Raw genomic sequence first — 22,371 nt, 5'->3', positions numbered from 1 at the left:
GCGCATTACATAGTGCCAAAGGCGTCTTTAAACTTTTTAAAAAATCCTTTTTCCTCAATACCGGAATCCCCGCCGCCGGTTTTAGCAAATTCCCGCAAAATTTCTTTCTGACGCTCGGTTAATTTTCGCGGAGTTACTACCTTTACCCGCACGTGTTGGTCGCCGCGGCCATGCCCTCTAAGATGAGGAATACCTTTTTCCCTGATGCGGAAGGTTGTAGCAGTTTGAGTGCCTTCAGGAATTTTCAGTTTAACTTTGCCGTCTAAAGTAGGCACTTCAATCTCATCTCCCAGAGCTGCTTGAACAAAATTAATTGGCATTTCCAGGATCACATCGTTACCTTCCCGTGTAAACAGTGTATGCGGTTTTACAAAAAGATAAACATACAAATCGCCTGGAGGACCACCGCGTTGACCGGCCTCGCCTTCATGAGCGACTCGTAAACGCGAACCGCTGTCCACGCCGGCGGGAATCCTTATTTTGATTTTGCGTTTAATGCGTATCTTACCGCGACCATTACATTCTTTACATGGAGTCTTAACAATCTTTCCTTCGCCATGGCAGCGTTCACAGGTTCTAACATTTACCATCCGCCCAAAGGGAGTATTCTGGGTTACCTGTACCTGCCCAGCCCCACGGCAGTCCGGGCAGGTTTCAGGATGGGTACCCGGAGCTGCGCCGGAACCTTGGCAGTGGGAACAGTCTTCCGTGCGGGGAACTTGTATTTCGGTTTCCAGACCAAAAGCAGCCTCTTCAAAATTAATTTCCATATCATAGCGCAAATCCGCTCCCCGCTCGGGCCCCGCTTGCCTACTTCCAAAACCAAAACCGGATTGGCCGAAAAACATATCAAAGATGTCGGAAAAACCGCCTGCGCCAAAACCGCCAAAACCACCTGCACCCTGAGCGCCATCAAACGCAGCGTGACCAAACTGATCATACTGCGCCCGACGTTCTGGATTCGACAAGACTTCATAAGCCTCATTCACTTCTTTAAATTTCTCTTCCGCCTCTTTCGGGTTGTCACGGTTGACGTCAGGATGGTACTTGCGGGCCAACTTGCGAAACGCTTTTTTTACTTCATCTTCAGACGCACTTTTAGACACGCCTAACACTTCATAGTAATCTCGCTTACTCACTTCACACCATCCAACTAATTATTTCTTGTTATTTCTTGTCGTCATCAACCACTTTATATTCCGCATCAACTACTTTTTCATCTTTGGGAGCGCCTTGGGTACCGCTGCCGGCAGCTCCGTCCGTCTGCCCCGCTTCAGTCTGCGCATTAGCCTGGTAGACAGCGGCAGACAATTCGTACAGCGGTTTGGTCAGTTCTTCAGTGTCAGCTTTAATTTTTTCAATATCCGTACCTTTGAGGGATTCTTTTAAAGTATCAATGGCTTTTTGAACTTTTTCAACCACGGCCTTATCTGCTTTTTCGCCTAAATCTTTAATTGTTTTTTCTGCATTATAAATTAACGAATCCGCATTGTTTCTGGTTTCAATCTCTTCACGCCGCTTTTTGTCATCGGCGGCATGGGATTCAGCCTCTTTCACCATACGTTCAACTTCATCCTTGGCCAAACCGCTGGAAGAAGTAATGGTGATTTTTTGCTCTTTGCCAGTACCAAGGTCTTTGGCGGAAACATGAACAATACCGTTGGCATCGATGTCAAAGGTTACTTCAATGCGAGGTACGCCGCGGGGCGCAGGGGGAATTCCCGATAATTCAAAGCGGCCGAGAGTTTTATTATAGGTTGCCATTTCCCGTTCGCCTTGCAGTACGTGGATATCAACAGAAGGCTGATTATCGGCCGCTGTGGAGAAGGTCTGACTTTTAGAGGTGGGAATTGTCGTATTGCGGTCAATGATCTTGGTAAACACCCCGCCCAATGTTTCTATGCCAAGAGACAGCGGCGTAACGTCCAGGAGAAGAACATCTTTTACCTCACCGACAAGTACACCGGCTTGAATTGCTGCGCCTATCGCCACACACTCGTCGGGATTTACTCCTTTATGGGGTTCTTTGCCTAAAAACTTCTTGATAGCTTCCTGCACGGCCGGAATACGGGTTGAACCACCTACGAGGATTACTTTATCAATATCTTTGGGGGCAAGACCTGCATCGCCTAAAGCCTGCCGGGTGGGACCCATTGTGGCTTCCACCAGATCAGCGGTCAATTCATCAAATTTTGCCCGGGTTAAGTTAATATCCAAATGTTTAGGTCCGGATTGATCCGCAGTGATAAACGGCAAGTTAACATTGGTAGTAAGCACGCCGGACAGTTCAATTTTAGCTTTTTCCGCTGCTTCTTTCAGCCGCTGCATGGCCATTCGGTCGTTGGACAGATCAATGCCGTTTCCCTTCTTGAATTCCGCAACCAGCCAATTCATAACCCGCTCGTCGAAGTCATCACCGCCCAGACGGTTATTGCCGCTGGTAGCTTTAACTTCAAACACGCCTTCGCCAAGTTCTAGAATGGATACGTCAAAAGTTCCGCCGCCCAGGTCGAAGACCAAGATGGTATGATCTTCGCCTTTATCCATACCGTAGGCCAAAGCGGCAGCCGTCGGTTCGTTAATAATCCGCAGCACTTCAAGGCCGGCAATGACGCCTGCATCTTTTGTCGCCTGACGCTGGCTATCGCTAAAGTAAGCCGGAACGGTAATAACCGCCTGGGATACCTTTTCACCTAAGTAAGCTTCCGCGTCAGCTTTGAGCTTCTGTAAAATCATTGCCGATATTTCCTGGGGAGTATAATTTTTTTCGTCAATATTTACTTTGTAGTCCGTTCCCATATGGCGCTTAACGGAACTTATGGTACGGTCAGGATTGGAAACTGCTTGCCGTTTGGCAATTTGGCCAACCAGTCTTTCCCCTGTTTTGGAAAAACCAACTACCGAGGGAGTGAGACGATCGCCTTCCGCATTAGGAATAACAACAGGCTCGCCGCCTTCCATAACTGCTACAACTGAGTTTGTTGTACCAAGGTCAATACCAATTACTTTTGCCATAGTCTATTCCTCCTCAATTACGAATGTCAACATTTGCAGGTCTTACCGGAACATTTTTCGTAGGCTTTAACTGTTGCATATTACTTTCACCATACTGGGGCGTACAACCTTGCCATGCACTTTATACCCTTTCTGTAATTCATCGATTACAGTTCCGTCCGGCTGGCTTGAATCTTCCTCCCGCATTACGGCTTCATGCAGAACTGGATCAAAAGTTAATCCTAAGGCGCAGATTGGTTCGACACCTAATTTGGTCAAAACATTATTCATTTGCCTGTAAATCATTTCTATACCAGTTGTCACGCTGGCCGGATCTTGACTTGAGTTTGCTATGGCCCGTTCAAAATTATCAATAACAGGCAATAAATCGCACACAATCTTTTCAGCTACAACAGTAGACAGTTCCTCCCTTTCCTGGCGGGAACGACGGCGAAAGTTATCGAAATCAGCTTGTAGCCGCTTATATTTGTCTGTCAACTCATCAAGCAGGCGGCTTTTTTCAGCTAACGCAGACTTAATTTGGTTTACAGCGTCGTCAGTCGGAAAGCCCTGTAACGGATCTTCAACCGAAGTATTTTCAACACCTGTATGGTTTTCCCCTGCTGACTCTTCCCGGTTTTTTGCCGGGATTTGATCTTGTCTGTCGTCTATCACGGTACTCACACCTCCATAATTTACTAAAAATCCGGCATTTCATTCTCAATACTTCCACCTGATTTTTGTGCGGCCGTATTTTCCTCTTTTTTCTTAATTATCGTATCAATACGTAATATTGCCACCGCAACTTCGCCGGCAGCCTTAATGGCATGCAGCTTGACCGGAACTGGATCAACCACCCCCCGTTCCAGCATATCTGCTACTTCACCGGAATCGCAATCAACGCCAAGAGAATCAGTTTCGGCAGCAACCTGGGCATTAATAACCTCCTCCACTTTTTCCAAAGGATTGTAACCTGCGTTCTCCACAATTTGGGATAAAGGTTGTTTAAGCGCGTTCACTACACAATCAATGCCATATGCGGACATTCCCTTGAGATTTTCCCTGAATTTGATAACTTCTCTGGCCATGGAAATCTCCATGGAACCGCCGCCGGGAACATAGCCGCCTTTGACCGCGGCTTGCACGCTGGAGGCTGCATCTTTGGCAATGCGTTCGCGCTCACCCACTACTTCTTCGGTGGCAGCTCCGACTAAAATCGTGGCCATTGGTTTACCGCGTCCGCCCAGCACCCGCATATGTTCAAGTTTTTCATCTTCGTATACTTTTTCCGCATAGCCAAGGTATTTCTCTATGTCAGCCGCATTCTTTTTCAACCCTGTACGTTTAATCATCCTGGCACCGGCGTGATCGGCAACCCGCCGAAGGTCTTTCGCCGACACTCTTTGCACAACCTGAACCCCGGCATCAGTCAATATTTCCTCAGCTGCTTCATGTACGCCACGATCAACCATGACCACATTGACTCCTAGTTGAACTATTTTATGTATATTATTTTTAAATTCATCTTGCAACTCAATGTATCGTTTAAACCCTGCCTCCGTGCTGAGCGCCTCATCTTCAATTTCTTCCGGTTCCAGTGCGTCATCAATAAGCAAAATTTTTGCTTTTTCGATTCTTTCCGGCATTTCTTGCGTCATACGTTCCTGATTAACAATAACGCCCATAAATACTTCATTATCCGCACCGGCTTCAGCGGTTATTATTTCCGATAATTTAAATGTATTTTCGGATAACTTACCGACACCGATCAGGCGCGCGGCTTCCACTACCAAATCGGCAATATCCTCATGTTCTCTACCGGCAATCATTGCGATTCGACGTAAAATCGGGTCATCAATATCATTTACTTGGCGCCCTCGCTCCTTGATCGCTTTTATAACATGGGCAACTCCATATTTAACTCCTTCAATTACTCTGGCCACCGGCACACCCCGTATTACCTGACTAACACCCTCGGCAACAAGAGTACCGGCCATAATCGTTGCGGTGGTAGTGCCGTCGCCAACCTCCGCTTGCTGAGCTTTAGCAATGTTAATGAGCATTTTAGCGGCCGGATGGTTTACATCCATCTTATCCAAGATCGTTACACCGTCGTTGGTAATAATTACTTCACCGAATCGGTCTACCAGCATAGTATCAAGCCCTTTGGGGCCAATTGTACCTTCGACGGCGGCAGTAATAGCCCTCACGGCGTTAGCATTGGTCATTAACGCTGCCAAACGCTCATCTACGTCAGCGCCACTGCCTGCTTGTTTAAGATTCATCCAATTATCCTCCAATCCAGTCTAATCCAGTTTAATCAAAGTTGCTTGCTTAAATTATGATTGCTATTGTTGAAATACCGGAAAATATCGGCCACAATTACAATTGCAAAGTTTATATTAATTTGTATTTACTTAATATTTCACCCAAGTGCTTATGCATAAATTCCAGCACAGCCATTGTTTTACCATATTCCATTCTCGTAGGGCCTAATACGGCTACAGTTCCCACAATCTGTCCTTCGACGCGGTAAGTTGCTTGAACAACGCTGCAATCATGAATACCCGAAAACTTGTTTTCATGACCAATTGTTACAATTACACCGTCACTTTCATTCGTATGCAAAATATCACATAACAGCTTCTCTTCCTCCAGCATGGATAGAAGGTCTTTTACCTTGTCAACATCCCTGAATTCCGGCTGGTTTAGAACCTGAGTCGTACCGCCAAGGTATATTTTTTCATTTTTCTCAGCCGTAAGAGCATAGATCAAGAGCCCCAGCGCAGTTTCAAAAAGGCCGGGATCAGCTAGAATATCCCGCTGTATTTCTTTTAATAATGAAGACTTAATCCGATCTAACGACAACCCACCCAGCCGGTTATTAATCCCGGAAGCAACCACATGCAGATCGTCATTGCTTAACCCTTCAGGAATTTCAATGATTTTGTTCTCTAGCAAGCCATTGCTCGTGACAATAACGACAATTGAACGCCGCTCATCCAAAGGTAAAAACTGTAGGTATTTGAAGGTACACTGAGATATTTGCGGTGCCAGAACCAGAGAAATATTCCGGGTTACGCGCGAAAGAATTTTAGCTGTTTCCTGGAAAACTTCCTCAATCCGGCGAACTTTTGTCTGGTACCAATTATCAATTATTGCAATATCCCGCTCGGAAATTTGCGGCGGCGATAACAGGCAGTCAACATAAAAGCGATATCCTTTGGCTGAAGGTATCCGTCCGGCAGAGGTATGAGGCTGCTCAAGATAACCAAGTATCTCCAGATCTGCCATCTCGTTGCGAATAGTAGCCGGACTAATGCCAAGTTCGTATTTTCTAGCGATAGTTCTTGAGCCAACTGGTTCGGCGGTGGAAATATAGTCATCTATTATTGCCTGTAAAATTCTCCTTTTCCTTTCATCCAGCATCTGCTCCACCTTCCATTGTTAGCACTCGAATGAATCGAGTGCTAATATCTATATAAGAAAATACCACTCTATGGGTCTAATGTCAAGATATATGAAGGTCTCTAATCAGGTAAAAAACTGCGAAATACAATATTGCCATATTTCATTCCCAGGGGAGTCAACGCTATCTTATTTTTTTTAATAGCCAACAGGCCCTGGTTGGAAAGGCGTGTTATTACCGGTTGATATTTTTTAATAAAATCTGCGCCAAATTCAAGGGAAAAGTCCGGCAGTAAAAGGCCTTCCGTTGTGCGCAAAGATAAAAAGATATATTCAGCCATAGCTTGATCTCTACCAGGATGCTCGGTAATACTAACAGGCGAACAGTTATCGTTTAACCGCTCAATATATTCCCCCACATCAACAACATTGCCTGTGCGCTGTCCCCGGTAAAAGGAGTGGGCGGCAGCACCAAACCCCACGTAGGGGCGGTAACGCCAATACTTTAAATTGTGGCGACATTTGTAGTCCTTGCGGGCAAAATTTGAAATTTCGTAACGATGATATCCGTTAGCCGGTAAATAATCGGTTGCATAATCATACATTGCTGCTTCGGCATCATCATCCGGAAGTACAATTACCCCGGCGGCATGAGCGTCAAACAACGGAGTACCTTCTTCCAGTTTTAAGCCATATACTGAGATATGGTTCACCTGAAGTTTTACTGCGCTGCTGAGGCTTTGCGCGAGATCAATTACTGTTTGCCCGGGAAGTCCGTACATCAAATCCAGACTTATATTGTTAAAACCGATATGTTTAGCTTGTTTTACAGCCTCAATCCCCTGGGCGGCGGAATGGATGCGGCCTATGCCGTATAAAAGTTCGTCCGAAAAAGTTTGAATTCCAAAACTCAGGCGATTAACCCCCAGTGCATGTATTTCCTTCAGTTTGTTACTATTAATTGTCCCTGGGTTTATCTCCATGCTGGTTTCAACGTTTTCTGAAACGGTAAAGTTTTGGCGGATACAAGATAGAATAGAATCAAGCAGCTCCACAGGTAAGAGACTGGGCGTTCCCCCGCCAATATAAATGGTATCAACTATTTCCGGGCAAAAGATACCGCCCCGGTCAGTAATTTCCCGACACAAGGCGGTAATGTAAGCGTGGTATAAATGTTCATGGCCGGGATAAGAAGGGAAATCGCAATATAAGCATTTCTTGATACAAAAAGGAATGTGAATATATAACCCAATATTATTATTTGAACGCTCTATATTCATATATACAATATAACCTTAATAATTTTAATCCATTTTTAATATTGCCATGAAGGCTTCTTGCGGCACTTCAACATTTCCTACCTGTTTCATCCTTTTCTTGCCTTCCTTTTGTTTTTCCAACAACTTACGTTTACGGGAAATATCACCGCCATAGCATTTTGCCAATACATCCTTTCTCATGGCCCGGACCGTCTCGCGCGCGATCACCTTGTTGCCAATAGCGGCTTGAATAGGTATTTCAAACATTTGCCGCGGAATAATTTCTTTTAGCTTCTCGGCTAATTGCCGCCCGCGCTGCTGCGCTCTTTCACGATGAACAATGACACTTAGCGCATCAACCGGCTCACCGTTTAGCAAGATGTCCAATTTAACCAATTCTGATTGTTGGTATCCAATCAGTTCATAGTCAAGAGACGCATAGCCCCGGGTTGAAGATTTTAACCGGTCGAAGTAGTCATAAATTATTTCACTTAACGGCAAATGGTAGGTCAGCATAACGCGAGTCGTATCAAGATATTTCATATCTTTAAATTCTCCCCGCTTTTCCTGCGACAATTCCATTACTGCCCCTACAAAATCATTTGGCACAATTACCGTTGCTTTGACATAAGGTTCTTTAATATGGTCGATTTCCTGCGTTGTCGGCAGTTTGGAAGGGTTATCGATATCCAGGACTTCTCCATCGGTTTTAAAGACTTTATAAATTACGTTGGGAGCGGTGGTAATAAGTGTGAGATTGTATTCTCTTTCCAATCTTTCCTGAACAACATCCATGTGCAAAAGTCCCAGAAAGCCGCAACGGAAACCAAATCCCAGCGCAACCGACGTCTCCGGTTCAAATAACAGCGACGCGTCATTTAGCTGAAGCTTCTCCAAAGCGTCTCTTAATGACTCATAATCGGCGCTATCAACAGGATACAAACCGCAGTAGACCATTGGGTTAATTTTACGATATCCCGGTAAAGGAGCCTCGGCCGGACAGTCGGCATTTGTAACCGTATCGCCCACACGCGTGTCTTTCACATTTTTAATGCTGGCAGCAATAAAGCCAACTTCTCCCGGTCCCAACTCGGCAACATTGGCAAGGTAGGGACGAAAGACGCCGACTTCAGTAACCTCAAACTTTTTATCAGTTGCCATCATCTTGATCCTGGTACCCGGAGCAATACGCCCGCTGACTACCCGAACGTAGGCGATAACCCCTTTATAAGAATCGAAATGAGAGTCAAAAATGAGCGCTTGCAGGGGTTCATTCGCATTTCCGGCGGGGAAGGGAATCTGACTAACAATTACTTCCAGTATCTCTTTGATGCCCACACCGGTTTTCGCGCTTGTCAGTATGGCCTCAGAAGCATCTAAGCCGATTACTTCTTCAATTTCATGTTTTACTTTTTCAGGGTCGGCGCTAGGTAAGTCAATTTTATTTATAACAAGGATAATTTCTAAATTGTGCTCAAGCGCCAGATAAACATTGGCCAGCGTTTGCGCCTCAATCCCCTGGGCCGCATCAACAACAAGCAAAGCCCCCTCGCAAGCAGCCAGGCTACGGGAAACTTCATAAGTAAAATCAACATGCCCTGGGGTATCAATTAGGTTGAGCATGTATTTTTCCCCGTTATTTGCCGTATATTCAAGCCGTACTGCCTGGGCTTTAATGGTGATGCCGCGCTCACGTTCCAGTTCCATCTGATCTAAGACCTGATCTTCCATCTCTCTGGCCGAAAGAGCACCGGTGTACTCCAGCAGACGATCGGCAAGCGTAGACTTGCCGTGATCAATATGGGCGATAATACAAAAATTCCGTATATGGGCTGTATCCATTCAGGCGGGCTCCTCCCTGGCAAAATCAAGTCATTTCTGCATACTTCTTTAGATTATACCATTTGTAGCCCTGTCCTCGCAAGCGTCACCGCTTATAACTAAATTTTAGATCCCGGAAAAATCCAGCACTTTTTGATAGTAATATTTAGCCTGTTTGACTGCCTTGTCACAATTTTTTTCAATAATAGGCTTGACTATTAACATATGCTGCTGAATGCTTTGTTTGGTTTTACATGCTTCATCGCTAAACTGCCGCCGCCACAAATTTGCCCAATAGTAGAAGTTCCCCATATCGTATTCAACTTGGGTCGGTACAACAAAATATTTATCGGCTATTTTTATAAATAAATCCCGCCCGGCATTTGATATAGTGCCAACTTGATACAAACATTTTAGCTGGGCACCCTGGCCAAACAAATAAACCGAATAACGGTATTCTTTGCTGCGCCCAATATGGAAAAACATGGAACCCTCCGATTTTTGCGTTAAACCCGCCAATTGATGTTCGGCTACCCCAACCCCAATAAATATGATTAATAACAGTAAAAGCAAACCCCGAGCAACTATTGCAGCGTCATGCGCCATCAAACGGTTAAACAAAATATCACCTCACCGTTGCTGGTTCTTGCTTTCCGCAATAATTTCCACAAGTACGTCTCCTAACATTTCTATACTGCGAATAGCTTCTTCCTTTGTATTCTCCTGACAGCCGACTTCCAAAAGGAGGGCACGGGGGTGCAAATGCTGATTAAAACGCCAGTCCTCCAGTTGTATGCCGGCGAATAGCCCGGGGAATTTACTATTAAGCCTCGCCTCAATCAGCTTAGCAAAAGCATGATTTTGTTGCCAGTGGGGTTGGGGCAAGTCCTGCTGGCCGATAGCGACTACAATGCTAATTTTAGCAACCGGCAGCCCGTAAACGGTAGCTGTGAAGTCTTGACGTTTTCCCGCATCCCGGTGAATATCAAAAATCATTTGAATGGAAGGGTTTTCAGCTAACATTTTTTGGGCTGTAAGTTCCGATACGCCATATGCTTTCATAAAACTGGGATAATCATGGATCGTTTGGCTTTGTACCGCGACAATCCCATTTTTCTCCAAATGTTTTGCTAAGGCTGCACCGACGTCTACAATATCGCCCCGTTGTCCTCCCGGCTTATGGGATGCTCCTGAATCAGGTATAAATGATTCAGCTGTGTGAGTATGGTAAATTCCAACAAGCGGCTTTCCCGCTTGATTTGTGGCATTGGCATCAAAAGCAGGAAAGTTGGGAAGGGAAGCGGCGTTTACCGCTGGTGATCCTGGTTTGCCGAAGGTGAGCAGCAAGGGTATCTCCTGAGAAAACAACATTTTCCAGTCATTTGTATTGATTCCCGCCAGAAAAAATAAACACCTTTGTGTAAATGTATTGGTATCAATTTCCGGAACTATCTTTACAGGCGCTGGTTGCTCAATAGGTTCAATAATGGTAGATAATCCTGGAATTCCATTGAACAGGACTTCACGCCAATTAGGCCATAATGGCATAAGCAAAGAATCGTGACGCCATTTCATGGCGCTGACCGGCATAGCGGCTTCCGGCAGTTTTTCATATGTTCCCCAAGAAATTATCGCAACACAGCATAGCAGCATGCTAATGAGTAATACATTCACCCATCTGGATACCTTGAAAATTCGTATGATATTAAAATAGGACTTACGAACACCCTGCTTCCTTTGTTTCCTTGACTTTGCTATTGATGCTGCCATTGCCGCCTCCATACGACCCAGTCGTCGTGCCGGGTGTCCGTGGAATTTTTGTTTACATACAATGTATATGCCTGGCAGCAATGCGATATTACAACAAATTCAGGACTGGCTGTTATTTACACGATCAATGCAGGTATAGATGAATGTTCTCATAGTCAATATTGGGATGCAATGCTTGATTAATCCCCCCGGACACAACTGCCGCGATATCTTCAATCAATCGATCCACTTCTTTTGGTGTTACCATAAGGTCACCCAACATCTCCGGTAATACCTGCCGGACAATGGTTTGCCGGTCCTGGTCGGATAAGTTGGCCATACTCTTAAAATAACGGGCAAAAGTGGCGTGTTCCTGCAACGTATTAATCGTATCCATGGCTATGGTTGATGCATGAACGACAGTCGGCACCCCAATTGCGATCACTGGCGCGCCAAGAGACTGCTGCGTTAAACCAAATCGCTTGTTGCCAACGCCGGAACCCGGATGAATTCCTGTATTCGCCAGCTGTATAGTGGTGATCACCCGCTGACTGGACGCTGCGGCTAAAGCGTCTATCGCTATAACCAGATCAGGTTTAATATTATTCACAATCCCTTGAATTATTTCTCCCGTTTCCATTCCGGTTATGCCTAAAACACCCGGGGCGATAGCACACACGGAACGCACCCCGCCCTTAAGTTCCGGGGACAGCATTTCCTGTAAATGGCGTGTCACAACAATCTTGTGAGCCACTCTCGGTCCCAATGCATCCGGTGTTATATTCCAATTTCCTAATCCAACTATTAATACCGTTGCATTGGGAGAAAGTTTAACCAAATCAGCCAACTCCTGGGCTAAAAAACCCATAATTTTTTTTTGCAGCGGAGTATTTTTATACCGTAGTCCGGGAGCTTCGAGCGTTACGTATTTTCCCTGTACTTTTCCCATCATACGTTCGGCCTCAGGCGTTGTAATGTCCACCCGGGTTATTAGTATGTCATCATTTTCAGCAGTTTCCATCAGAACTCCCGGAATGTCTTGACGTATTTTTTTCGTTAGCATTTCTCTGGCTTCTAAAGCCAAATCGGTTCGTACCCCTTGGATATTCTGATTCATATAATTCCTCCTCGTTAAACTGTTAAACTATTGAGAGTATTAAAGTTATATTTTCCTAAATACGAAATTGCTATACGATGAAATGTTCAGCGCAGAATATTGCTTGCATTTTCCTATTGTCCATGCTAAAATATTTTAGTACATCAATACCTGCATATATAAGGAGGTGAAACACTTGCCAAATATCAAATCATCTGAGCGTAGCGTAAAAACAGACGCTGAACGGCGCACCCGCAATTTTGCTGTAAGATCTACTCTTAAAACCGCATCCCGTAAAGTAGATGAAGCCGTGCAGGCCGGCAAAGCAGATGAGGCTAAGAACCTCCTGGCACAAGCTACTAGTGTTATTGATAAAGCAGCCGCCAAAGGCGTTATTCATAAAAATGCCGCGGCCCGTAAAAAGTCCCGGCTGGCTCGCAAAGCTAATGCGGCAGCAACTGAATAGTCTACTGAGCCCGCATTATTAAAGCCCAACTCATTTAAATGAGTTGGGCTTTAATTTCGCCTCTTTGTATTCCTTTTTTCAACTCCGGTGGAAGTCTTTCATTGTCCGGCTTTGCTTTGGCTGAAACGGTTCACTGGCATAGTTCAATGATAATTTTCTCAAGAATCATCGGTCCTGTCCGGCTTGATTTCAAGTCTCTATCAGCTTCTGCCAATTGTAACAAAGAGTGTTCTAATTTGTTTATCGAAAAACTTTTACTTTGCTTCATTAGCTTTTCACCGACAAAAGGAGGAATTTTTAAACTGTTTGCAATATCCCGGCTGCTTAATCCTAGATTTACCATCTCTTTGGCTTGAAGCAACTGGCGTATTTGTCTGGCTAAAAGTCCTAAAAGTTTAATGGGATGCTCGCCTGCATTCAACTGCTCGCCAAGCAAGCTAAGAGCAGATTGTATCTGTCTTTGGCTCAAGGATTCAAGCATTGCAAATACAGAAATCTCAGGTACTGCCGACAAAATCTCACGTAAAGACACCAAGTTGACGGACGGCATGTCCTGTGTATAGAGAATTACTTTTGCCAGTTCATTATCAATGAAATCAAGGGAAACCTGCGGCATCATACTGACCGCATCCAATAAGTATGCTTGAGCTTCCGGAGTCATTGTTGCATTTAATTCCCTCAGACGCTCAGTCAACCAAAACCGCAAATCTTTTCCCCGGAGAGGAGCAGCCTCAACAATAGCACCATATTTCTCAACAGACTTATAAATTTTACGCCGCTTATCCGGTTTAGCACCGGCGATGAAAACCGCATAACTGGAACTAGGCATATTGCTAATTGTCTTGATGAGATTTTCCAGGCTGGGATCGGCTTTTTCGGTTCCAATACCGGTAACGTTTGGATCCGTTTCTGCTTTAGATGTTTTGCGTCCACTGCAAAATAGCGCAGTTTCACGGATGATTATCAGATTATTACCACCCATAAACGGGATCATATCAATTGCATTAATCATCTCATACAAATCCGGATCGCCGCAGAAGGTTGTCAAATTCATATCTTTAGTATCTGGTTCAAGTACCGAATCTAATATCGCTTGTTCCAGCATCCTAATTAAGTACGTTTCTTCACCATGTATCAGATAAACCGGAGCCACTTGTCCCTGCCTGATTTTTTCAAGGGCTGCTTTATAATCCATATTAATTCCGCCATTCAATAAAAATGTAATTATTTAAAAGTCTCTACTTGAATGTTCTTCCCGTCGGTTTCAAATACCACTGCGCCATTTAAATCGGTGCGATACACTTTTAGGTTTCTGTCACTAAGCCGTTTTAACGTCTCCCGATGGGGATGACCAAAGCGATTGGCGTAACCTACCGATATTATAGCATACTGTGGCGATACAACCTTCAAGAATTCTTCCGAACTTGAAGTTTTGGCGCCGTGATGGCCGATTTTCAAAATAGTACTTGGTTCTCTTTTCGCCGCTATGTACGATCTTTCCCCTTGCTGCCCCATATCACCGGTTATTAAAACACTATGTTCTCCATAAACAACTCTAATAATATTAGATGTCTCATTACTTTGATTTTGGCCATTGTCTGTGCGCTCTTCCGCCTGCTCCACAATAATTGCAACCCCGTCAAGATAGAATGATTGTCCCGTATAAGCCGGAATTACTACACTGCCTGCTCCTTGGCGCAATAACATACGCGTTGCCGGCGTATAAACCTCTCTGGAGACTATAATGTTTTTTATCGGCATGTTGGCTGCTATGCCGGCAGCGCCGCCGGCATGATCCTGATGACCATGAGTTAATATAAGAAATTCAAGGGAATTAAGCCCATAATGCTTAAGGTAAGGATATACAACTTTCTCGCCAATATCAAAACCGTTGTTTTCTCCCATAGTTCCCCCGGTGTCAACTAGGATTCCCCGGCCTTTGGGCGTAATGATCAGGGTTGCGTCTCCCTGACCTACGTCAATAAAATGTATTGTAACCGGCCCTGAATATCCCCTATAAATTTGTGGAGATAGAATTATTAGTATGATTAAAGCAGTTATACAAAGTTTTTTGGCAGTATCAGAACTTAACCGCGAACACTCCCGCAATCCAGCTTTTCCCGGAACAGTACCGGTTATATACCCATATAGCCAGGCTATTACCACATAGTATAATAAACCGTCAATTAATCCGATGGAAGGTAGATATTGAACACCCCCGGGTATACCGGACAGCAGTTTTGCAAAGTAAATCACGATACCGATTAATAAGCTGCAAACCACAAACAGTATGCCGGCTGCCGCAGGTACTATGAAACAACACAGTGCCGCTATCAACCCCAGAATCAGAGAGAACTCAATGATGGGTAATAAAGCAATATTGGCAACAAAAGAAACAAGGGAAAAGTTATTAAAATACCAAGCCATAAACGGCAGCGATCCTAGTTGCGCTGCAATAGTAACAGATAGTGGACAAGCCAGGTATTCTGGCATCCACGCTAATTGATCCAGTGTCCGCTGATAAAGAAAAACCAGTCCGGCTGTTGCGCTAAAAGACAACTGAAAACTTATGTCATATATCAGAAGCGGCTGGTAGGCCAGCATTAGCAAGCCTGTTAAAGCTAAGATTGCAGGTGAGTACCTTTCCCTTCTGACTAGTACCGCCCCTAGCGCTACAATTCCCATGATTGCCGAACGAATTACAGGCGGGGTCAGCCCGCTTATCAGCGAATAGAAAATAATGCCGCAAGTTATTATAAAGATCGTAAGTATATTGGGTAATCGCAAGGTTCGCCCCAGCCATCCCAGCGCGGCGGCAACAATAGCAATATGGGCGCCGGAAACTGATAGAATGTGGACCATTCCGGTAGTGGCAAAATCATCGAGCACATCGCGCCGAATTCCTTTATAGCCGCCAAAAATCATGCCTGATAAAATTCCGCTGTCATTTTCGGGGATAACGTTGTGCATCACGGCAGTGATTTTTTCCCGCCAATCGGCAAGTTCCTGCTTTAATGAATATTCTGTCTCATTTCGGCTTACAATACCAAAATTCGAACTCTGCACTGTCATCTTGGCCGTAATTCCTTGGCGTTTCATTGATGTAACTACGTCAATCTGTCCCGGATTGTTGTAACCATGCAGCTTTAACAATTTGCCGCGGGCGGTGATATAATCGCCAAACTTAGCGAATGCGACAGGTTCGTGGTCCTCCTTAAAGAGTACATTTAATCGTATCTTGCCAACGGCTTGTAAGTCAGGGGATGCGTCTGGGAGCTTTTTTATTTTTACTATATATTTGGCCAATATACGAGAATCATCAACCCGAATTAACTCCGGGATTTCGTCTATAGTACCTTCGATTTTAAGAACGCTATCCGTATAGCGACTGACATCCATAGGCGGCAAAGCAGCATCGTGAACGGCGCAAATCATGCCTAAAATAAAAAAAAGGGCGGCAATAACTCCTATAATGCGTTGCGGTTTAAAATTAATGGACCACATTCCCCATATTCCCATTGATAAAACGATGAATGCTAGTAAGTAAAGAAAACTAAGTGACCAGTCACGCATGCCGGCAGTCCATATTCCTGTGGTAAAAGCCAAAGCAGCAATGATAATCAGATTATGCATAATCTTTTCTACTCTTTTTATATTTATTTATTCAGTCTATATGCTATATGGTAATTTTATCTTTAATCTGATTGTATTTGGATTCACCGACTCCCGAAACTTTTTTGATATCGCTTGGTTCCTTGAATTGGCCATTTGCGTTGCGATACTCGATTATCCTGTCAGCTAAAGCCGGACCAATTCCCGGCAACTTGTCCAGCTCATTTTTGTCTGCCAGATTAATGTTAATAAGATTGCCTGAGCTTCCATCTTTGGCGCTTGCTGTTGCTACGCCTGAGTCAATGTTGTTGAGCAGAGGCACATGAATATGCATCTCATCTTTAACCAATAAAGCCATGTTCACTTTTGCAGCATCCGCTGCCGGAGCCAATCCCCCTGCCGTATTAATGGCATCCAGCACCCTGCTGCCGGCAGAAATTTTGAATACTCCCGGCTTATTAACGGCTCCGCTGACGTAAATCACAGTGTCGTTTGCACTTGTATTTACATTGTCAGCATTGTCAGCTTGGTTAGTCTGCTCAACGGGAGCAATTTCCGTTACTGATGATTTTTGTACATAATTATAAAAACTATAACCCAGTATGACTCCGGCTAATACAAGAATTACAATCAATTTTTTCTTAAGTCCGTCCACTCCTATACACCTCACTTGTGTATGTCTAACCTTCGTCATAGTATCCCAAAATCCTCCAAATAGAGCGGTATTAGGGCATTATATTTCAAAATGTGCGTATTCAAGCCGCCTCGCTCGTGTAGCTTTTTTCAAAAAAAATAAGGCGCCCATTCTACAGGCGCCTTATTTTTATGAATATGGAATTACTTAATGTTACTCATAAGCTGAGCCAAAGCCTGATACTTCAGATTTTTAAAAATTTGGTCATAATCTACAATATACCACTCACCATCAATTTTTTCCAAACCGACAGGTTTAACTGATACATTTAATGAATTTTGTTCCTGCAGGGTTGCAACAATTACCGCATAGTTGCCTGCTTGCGCAACCTGCTTAACCGACAACAAATTAGAGTTCTTTACGGTTGACGCTGTTTGGCCGGTAACATATTTAAGCACTGTTTGCGTATCGCCAATCGAAGCAGGAGAAACATAGAGCTTGGCTTCATTCATACGATTTTCTTTAGCGGAGTCGTAAAAGGTATGCACTACCTGCTCCGCAGACAATCCTAAAATACGCTGGGCGTCAGACCCTCCGCCGCAGCCGGCGGTCAATGCTATTCCTATTATTAAAATAACAACAGCTAAATACTTAAATTCAAAGAGTTTCTTCACTCCATCATTCCTTTCCTATTGAAGATATAAATTAGTTATGTATAGATTATAGCAGATATGCATGGCTTTTTATAATGCAATTATTGTCAGATAAATTACTGCAATAAGCTAATCCTTTCCCTCCTTTGGGGAAATATATGAATACGGAGGTGATCGACATGAAAATGGAACCAAGCTTAGCGGATAAAACCAACCATATCCACTAAGCTTGGTTGTCTATGTAAGGCCCAAATTGGAAATGATGAATTTTGGTGCCGAGGACCGGAATCGAACCGGTACGGAAATTTCTTTCCGACGGATTTTAAGTCCGTTGCGTCTGCCAGTTCCGCCACCCCGGCATAATATTACTATTCTCTGTAAGTTGGGAACTGCCTATAAACCGCCATCTGCGTCGTTGCTCCTGCGGTCCTCACTTCAACGTACCAACCAGTACGCCTCCGTTCCGGTCCTCATCGCGCCTAGCATCTGGCAATTTCTAAGCAGTTCGTGGCATTTGGTAATCTGCATACATGCCATGATATTTATGGAGGCGGCACCCAGATTTGAACTGGGGAGTAAAGGTTTTGCAGACCTCTGCCTTACCACTTGGCTATGCCGCCTTATGTTTGGAGCGGAAAACGAGATTCGAACTCGCGACCCTCGCCTTGGCAAGGCGATGCTCTACCGCTGAGCTACTTCCGCATTTTATGGTGCCTCAGGGCAGAATCGAACTGCCGACACGAGGATTTTCAGTCCTCTGCTCTACCGACTGAGCTACCGAGGCAAGTTGCGTCAGATTCTAAACGCCCATCTGCTTCGTTGCTCTTGCGGTCCGTTGCTCAACGTACCTACCAGTACGCCTCCGCTACGGTCCTCATCGCGCCTCGCATCTAGGCATTTATAATCAGCCGCAAGGCTGATCAATGACAAGAAAAAATCAATGGCGACCCTGAACGGATTTGAACCGTCGATCTCCGCCGTGACAGGGCGGCATGTTAGACCGCTACACCACAGGGCCGCATACAATCGTAGTATACAGTATATATTATGGACAAATCATATGTCAATATGGAATACTTTTAATAAAGCATTGGTTCATTGGCAACAAAAATAATTATACTATATGGATAGTTAGATAGTCAAGTAATCATTAACTCAAACTCGCCAGAACTTTTTTTGCAGCATCCGCAACTTGCTGAGGCTCGAAGGACACAACGATGAAGCTTGATGCGCCCCGCCTGTATAGCATCGAAAGTTACTAACTTTTGTCCAAGCGCTGTTACAGGCGTCAACACAATCAGTTTAAAAACCCTCTGGCCCGTAAAAAGCGCACAGCTAGTTTTTCAAAATAACGGGTAATTTTGGTGCCCAGGAATTCTTTAGTAGACAATGGTTTCACCCATATTGTATAGAACCCCGTGCGGTTGCCGCCAAATATATCGGTAAACAACTGATCCCCCACTACAGCTACTTGAGAAACATCCAGTCCCATAAGGGTTGCAGCTTTATAAAAACCCAACTTGGCAGGCTTATATGCTTGGGCAACATAGGGAATCTGAAGTTTTAGCGCAATTTCACCAACTCTTTTTAACCCGCTGTTTGACACCAGAATAATTTTAAACCCGGCTTCTGTAAGGCTTCCTATCCATTTAACGATCTCCGGCGACATATTATAGCTATTCCAAGGTATGATAGTATTATCCAAATCCAGAATAATACCACAGATACCCTTTTCCCCAAGATTTATGATATTAATGTCTCCCAAACTATTGACCTGTTCATTAGGCGCAAGTAGATAGTACAATAATGCACCCCCGCAGTAATCTTTATAATATACATTTTATCATGACCATTACCTTAAGAAAATACAAGCCGGTTATCATTACAAATGATAAATAATAAATGACTGCTTTTTGGGCAGTCACCAAATTTTCATCTTAATTCCAAGACTCCCACTGCTATATAGTTTTCAAAAATGATTTACAATCGTAATGCTAGGATAAGCGTAGGTTAAGCGGCAGCGTCGAAGCGTTCCTAGCATTACGATTAATAGAAAATCATTTTTGGATTCCATATAGAAGTACCGTTGCATATGATAAAAAACCTATTTGCTGCTTCGGTGGGGTGGAATCCCCACCGAAGTTTTGATGTCCAGTTAAAGCTAGGCGGGTTCACTACGTATTATTGCCATCAATGGACAAAGTTTTACTCAATTTGTGAATGGCATGCTTTTTCTATCCTGGATACATATGATCTGGAAATGCCAAGCATTTTGCAATATCACGCTAGGTTTTTCTACTTCCATCCGGAATACCGAAACGCATTTCCAGCACCCACTTCTCACGAGCGGTTAAACGGTGTATTTTTTTGCATTTATATTAGCCACACCGGCACAACCCAATTATCTCCTTTTGAGCCTTGGACAGGACGTAAATTGTTTGCAAGACAAATAACGCTCCCTGTTCCGATTTTCATTTTTAAGTGCCTTGACATTTCATCGAAATTCTTTTCGTTTGTGACAGGGTTAAGCGCATTGAAATTTTTGGTTGCTCCTGATGGATTGGAACTCTTTTTGATCTCAATGGGATAAAGAGTACCATCTTGCCAAATAATCAAATCAATTTCTTTGGTATTGCTATCCCTGTAAAAAAACAGCGGCGGTTGTTGTCCCAAATTGATAAAACTTTTATATATTTCCGAAACAACATAGGTCTCAAAGAACGCCCCTGCCATTGCCCCTGATTCCAACACATCAGGGCTGCCCCAGCGGGTCAGGTGCGCCGCCAGACCTGTATCCACAAAATACATGCGGGGCGATTTAACCACACGCTTCAGGGCGTTGTTATGGTACGGTTCTATCAATATTATGATGCCGGAAGAAACTAATATAGACAGCCACTGTTTAGCCGTAGGCGCTGAAATTTCCGTTTCTTTTGCCAACACTTCATAGTTCACCATAGAACCCGTCCTTGCCGCCACAACACATATAAAACGATAGAAAGCAAGCTCATCAGCAACTTGTGTAAGTTCTCTAATATCACGGCTTATATAAGTTTGGACATAGGAAGAAAAGTATTTGCCTAAATCTACGTCTGGCTGCTCGTAAAGCCTTGGCATCCCCCCCTTGTGAATGCGTTTAAAAACTTCAACCAATGTCATAGGTTCTGCTGTATTGATTCTTTTTGTGAGTTCGTCCTTGTCGCTCGTATATGCACCAAAAAGATTGCCTGTAATTTCATTACCGGAAAGTCCAAATAAGTTTACTATTCCGACACGTCCGGCAAGGCTTTCGGATACGTTTTTCATCATATGAAACATCTGTGAGCCAGTCAGCCAGTAGCTGCCATTATTTTTATTTCTATCGACTGCAATCTTAATGTAAGGCAGGAGTTCAGGCACATATTGAATCTCGTCAATGATAACCGGAGGGGTATACCGTTCTAAGAAAGCCTGTGGTTCTTCTTTGGCAAATATACGGTCGGCAGGGTCGTCAAGAGTAACATACTTCCTGTCGCTATCCGAAAGTTGTTCCAATAACGTAGTCTTGCCAGATTGTCTTGGTCCCGTTAAAAGCAATACGGGAAATGTCTTTGAGGTCTTTAGTATCGTATCTTCTATTTTCCGTTTGATATACATAACGGTTTGCCTTCCTTTTTTAATATTTTTAGGCAAATCTAAAATATAATTTTATATTATCCTGATATATATGCTTTGTCAAGCGGTTTACCCCAAAGTTTAAGCCGCTGATCCTAACATTAGGATTGGCGGCTTATCTCTACCAGGTATTCAACAAAAAATCTTTGATATTCAAATGTATAATTCCCTTTTGGGACATATCGACATCATCCATGCTAACCACAAACTTAGGGAAGTTATCTTCGATTTGGGCCGGGATTTATTGTGGTACTTCCAGTTCATCTGGAAAAGCTCAGACCTACCAGTTTGCATAATTATCAGCAGACCCTAGACCCCCAAAATACTTATTACATTATCAAATACCACATCCCAATCATAATCCGAGTTGTCAATTACAAATGAATTTAACGGTAACTCACGTATTGCCTCAAACTCAATTGTCTTTCTGTCTTCCCAGAATCGGATAGCGCCATCCACTCCCGATAAACTATTGACTCTACCATATTGAGAATCCTCAACAAATCTAATAGCCCGGTTTAGTGCGTTTTTATCCGGTGTAGTCCTGTCCTTCCACGTCTGTAAAAGAGTTTTTTTGACATCAGCTTGCGTAAGGTAGAATAGCACTGGTTTAATTCTTCAACCTCCCGTATGAGCCTCTTTAAATGTTCAATAATTATCGTATTTTCCGGAGCATATAACCTCATAAGATCGTGAATGCTATGTTGAAAGTAAGCGCTTTCAAATATGTTTATCTCATCTTCTAATGTGATTTTACTGGCATATCGTTCCCATCTTTTACAAAATACCCTTGTAAAACCTTCGATAGATACTGATGGAGTATTGCCATAGCAAACCTCATGCGCTTCTAAATATCTTGTTAAATCATTCGCATAGGGAGCCAACCCGAATTTTGTATATGGCACAAGAACATAGTCATCCTCAATTATTGAGTAACTGTAAATCTCTTCAGCTTGCTCAGTATATTTTGTAATCAGCTTATCAAATTCATCCTTCGTTAGATATGCATGCCAAGTTAAATCCAC

18 protein-coding genes and 5 tRNA genes are annotated in these 22,371 nt (G+C 43.7%); 1 reads left to right on the top strand and 22 read right to left on the bottom strand.

What is annotated here, in order from left to right:
* Positions 1–5: 5 nt before the first annotated feature.
* From dnaJ to gpr, 10 genes are all read right to left on the bottom strand, one after another.
* Positions 6–1,139: a molecular chaperone DnaJ gene (gene dnaJ / locus MAMMFC1_RS17155; protein ID WP_126309699.1), complete on the bottom strand. Its 1,134-nt coding sequence runs from the start codon at positions 1,137–1,139 to the stop codon at positions 6–8.
* 28 nt (positions 1,140–1,167) lie between these two features.
* Entirely contained in the window at positions 1,168–3,015 is a 1,848-nt protein-coding gene (gene dnaK, locus MAMMFC1_RS17150) for a molecular chaperone DnaK (protein ID WP_126309698.1), read from the bottom strand.
* Between the two features lie 66 nt (positions 3,016–3,081).
* Positions 3,082–3,669 carry a nucleotide exchange factor GrpE gene (gene grpE, locus MAMMFC1_RS17145; protein WP_232035497.1) on the bottom strand — a complete coding sequence of 196 codons (588 nt, stop codon included), beginning with the start codon at positions 3,667–3,669 and terminating at the stop codon, positions 3,082–3,084.
* Between the two features lie 23 nt (positions 3,670–3,692).
* Entirely contained in the window at positions 3,693–5,279 is a 1,587-nt protein-coding gene (locus MAMMFC1_RS17140; protein ID WP_126309697.1) for a TCP-1/cpn60 chaperonin family protein, read from the bottom strand.
* Positions 5,280–5,391: 112 nt separating this feature from the next.
* Positions 5,392–6,423, bottom strand: a complete 1,032-nt coding sequence (gene hrcA, locus MAMMFC1_RS17135) for a heat-inducible transcriptional repressor HrcA (RefSeq protein ID WP_126309696.1) — start codon at positions 6,421–6,423, stop codon at positions 5,392–5,394.
* Between the two features lie 101 nt (positions 6,424–6,524).
* Entirely contained in the window at positions 6,525–7,682 is a 1,158-nt protein-coding gene (gene hemW / locus MAMMFC1_RS17130) for a radical SAM family heme chaperone HemW (protein WP_126309695.1), read from the bottom strand.
* Positions 7,683–7,706: 24 nt separating this feature from the next.
* Positions 7,707–9,503, bottom strand: a complete 1,797-nt coding sequence (gene lepA, locus MAMMFC1_RS17125; RefSeq protein ID WP_126309694.1) for a translation elongation factor 4 — start codon at positions 9,501–9,503, stop codon at positions 7,707–7,709.
* 105 nt (positions 9,504–9,608) lie between these two features.
* Complete coding sequence (locus tag MAMMFC1_RS17120; protein ID WP_126309693.1) at positions 9,609–10,103, bottom strand: hypothetical protein; 495 nt, start codon at positions 10,101–10,103, stop codon at positions 9,609–9,611.
* 9 nt (positions 10,104–10,112) lie between these two features.
* Positions 10,113–11,252, bottom strand: coding sequence for a stage II sporulation protein P (gene spoIIP, locus MAMMFC1_RS17115; protein WP_232035496.1), 1,140 nt, complete (start codon positions 11,250–11,252; stop codon positions 10,113–10,115).
* A 124-nt stretch (positions 11,253–11,376) separates the two neighbouring features.
* A complete protein-coding gene (gene gpr / locus MAMMFC1_RS17110) occupies positions 11,377–12,348 on the bottom strand; it encodes a GPR endopeptidase (RefSeq protein WP_126309692.1) in 972 nt (323 codons plus the stop codon).
* Between the two features lie 175 nt (positions 12,349–12,523).
* Here gpr and rpsT point away from each other — a divergent pair, with 175 nt between their 5' ends.
* Complete coding sequence (gene rpsT / locus MAMMFC1_RS17105; protein ID WP_126309691.1) at positions 12,524–12,793, top strand: 30S ribosomal protein S20; 270 nt, start codon at positions 12,524–12,526, stop codon at positions 12,791–12,793.
* 130 nt (positions 12,794–12,923) lie between these two features.
* Here rpsT and holA read toward each other — a convergent pair whose 3' ends face one another.
* The 12 genes from holA to MAMMFC1_RS17040 form a co-directional block, all read right to left on the bottom strand.
* Entirely contained in the window at positions 12,924–13,988 is a 1,065-nt protein-coding gene (gene holA, locus MAMMFC1_RS17100; protein ID WP_126309690.1) for a DNA polymerase III subunit delta, read from the bottom strand.
* A gap of 29 nt (positions 13,989–14,017) precedes the next feature.
* Positions 14,018–16,426, bottom strand: a complete 2,409-nt coding sequence (locus MAMMFC1_RS17095; protein WP_126309689.1) for a DNA internalization-related competence protein ComEC/Rec2 — start codon at positions 16,424–16,426, stop codon at positions 14,018–14,020.
* Between the two features lie 43 nt (positions 16,427–16,469).
* Complete coding sequence (locus tag MAMMFC1_RS17090) at positions 16,470–17,099, bottom strand: helix-hairpin-helix domain-containing protein (protein WP_232035495.1); 630 nt, start codon at positions 17,097–17,099, stop codon at positions 16,470–16,472.
* 143 nt (positions 17,100–17,242) lie between these two features.
* Positions 17,243–17,713 (bottom strand): hypothetical protein, encoded by a 471-nt coding sequence (locus MAMMFC1_RS17085; protein WP_126309688.1) that lies wholly within the window; start codon positions 17,711–17,713, stop codon positions 17,243–17,245.
* A gap of 249 nt (positions 17,714–17,962) precedes the next feature.
* Positions 17,963–18,051, bottom strand: a tRNA-Leu gene (locus MAMMFC1_RS17080).
* A gap of 186 nt (positions 18,052–18,237) precedes the next feature.
* Positions 18,238–18,312: transfer RNA gene (locus MAMMFC1_RS17075), tRNA-Cys, on the bottom strand.
* Between the two features lie 7 nt (positions 18,313–18,319).
* Positions 18,320–18,394, bottom strand: a tRNA-Gly gene (locus MAMMFC1_RS17070).
* A 6-nt stretch (positions 18,395–18,400) separates the two neighbouring features.
* Positions 18,401–18,476 (bottom strand) — tRNA-Phe (locus MAMMFC1_RS17065).
* Positions 18,477–18,633: 157 nt separating this feature from the next.
* Positions 18,634–18,710, bottom strand: a tRNA-Asp gene (locus tag MAMMFC1_RS17060).
* A gap of 279 nt (positions 18,711–18,989) precedes the next feature.
* Positions 18,990–19,496 (bottom strand): YqeG family HAD IIIA-type phosphatase, encoded by a 507-nt coding sequence (locus MAMMFC1_RS17055; RefSeq protein ID WP_126309687.1) that lies wholly within the window; start codon positions 19,494–19,496, stop codon positions 18,990–18,992.
* 569 nt (positions 19,497–20,065) lie between these two features.
* On the bottom strand, positions 20,066–21,328 hold the full coding sequence (locus MAMMFC1_RS17045; RefSeq protein WP_126309686.1) for an ATP-binding protein: 1,263 nt from the start codon (positions 21,326–21,328) through the stop codon (positions 20,066–20,068).
* Positions 21,329–21,864: 536 nt separating this feature from the next.
* Positions 21,865–22,371: a P-loop NTPase family protein gene (locus MAMMFC1_RS17040; protein WP_126309685.1), complete on the bottom strand. Its 507-nt coding sequence runs from the start codon at positions 22,369–22,371 to the stop codon at positions 21,865–21,867.

The sequence above is a fragment of the Methylomusa anaerophila genome (genome assembly GCF_003966895.1).
GTDB classification, from domain to species: Bacteria; Bacillota; Negativicutes; order Sporomusales; family Sporomusaceae; genus Methylomusa; species Methylomusa anaerophila.
This window is presented reverse-complemented; position numbering and strand designations above follow the sequence as displayed.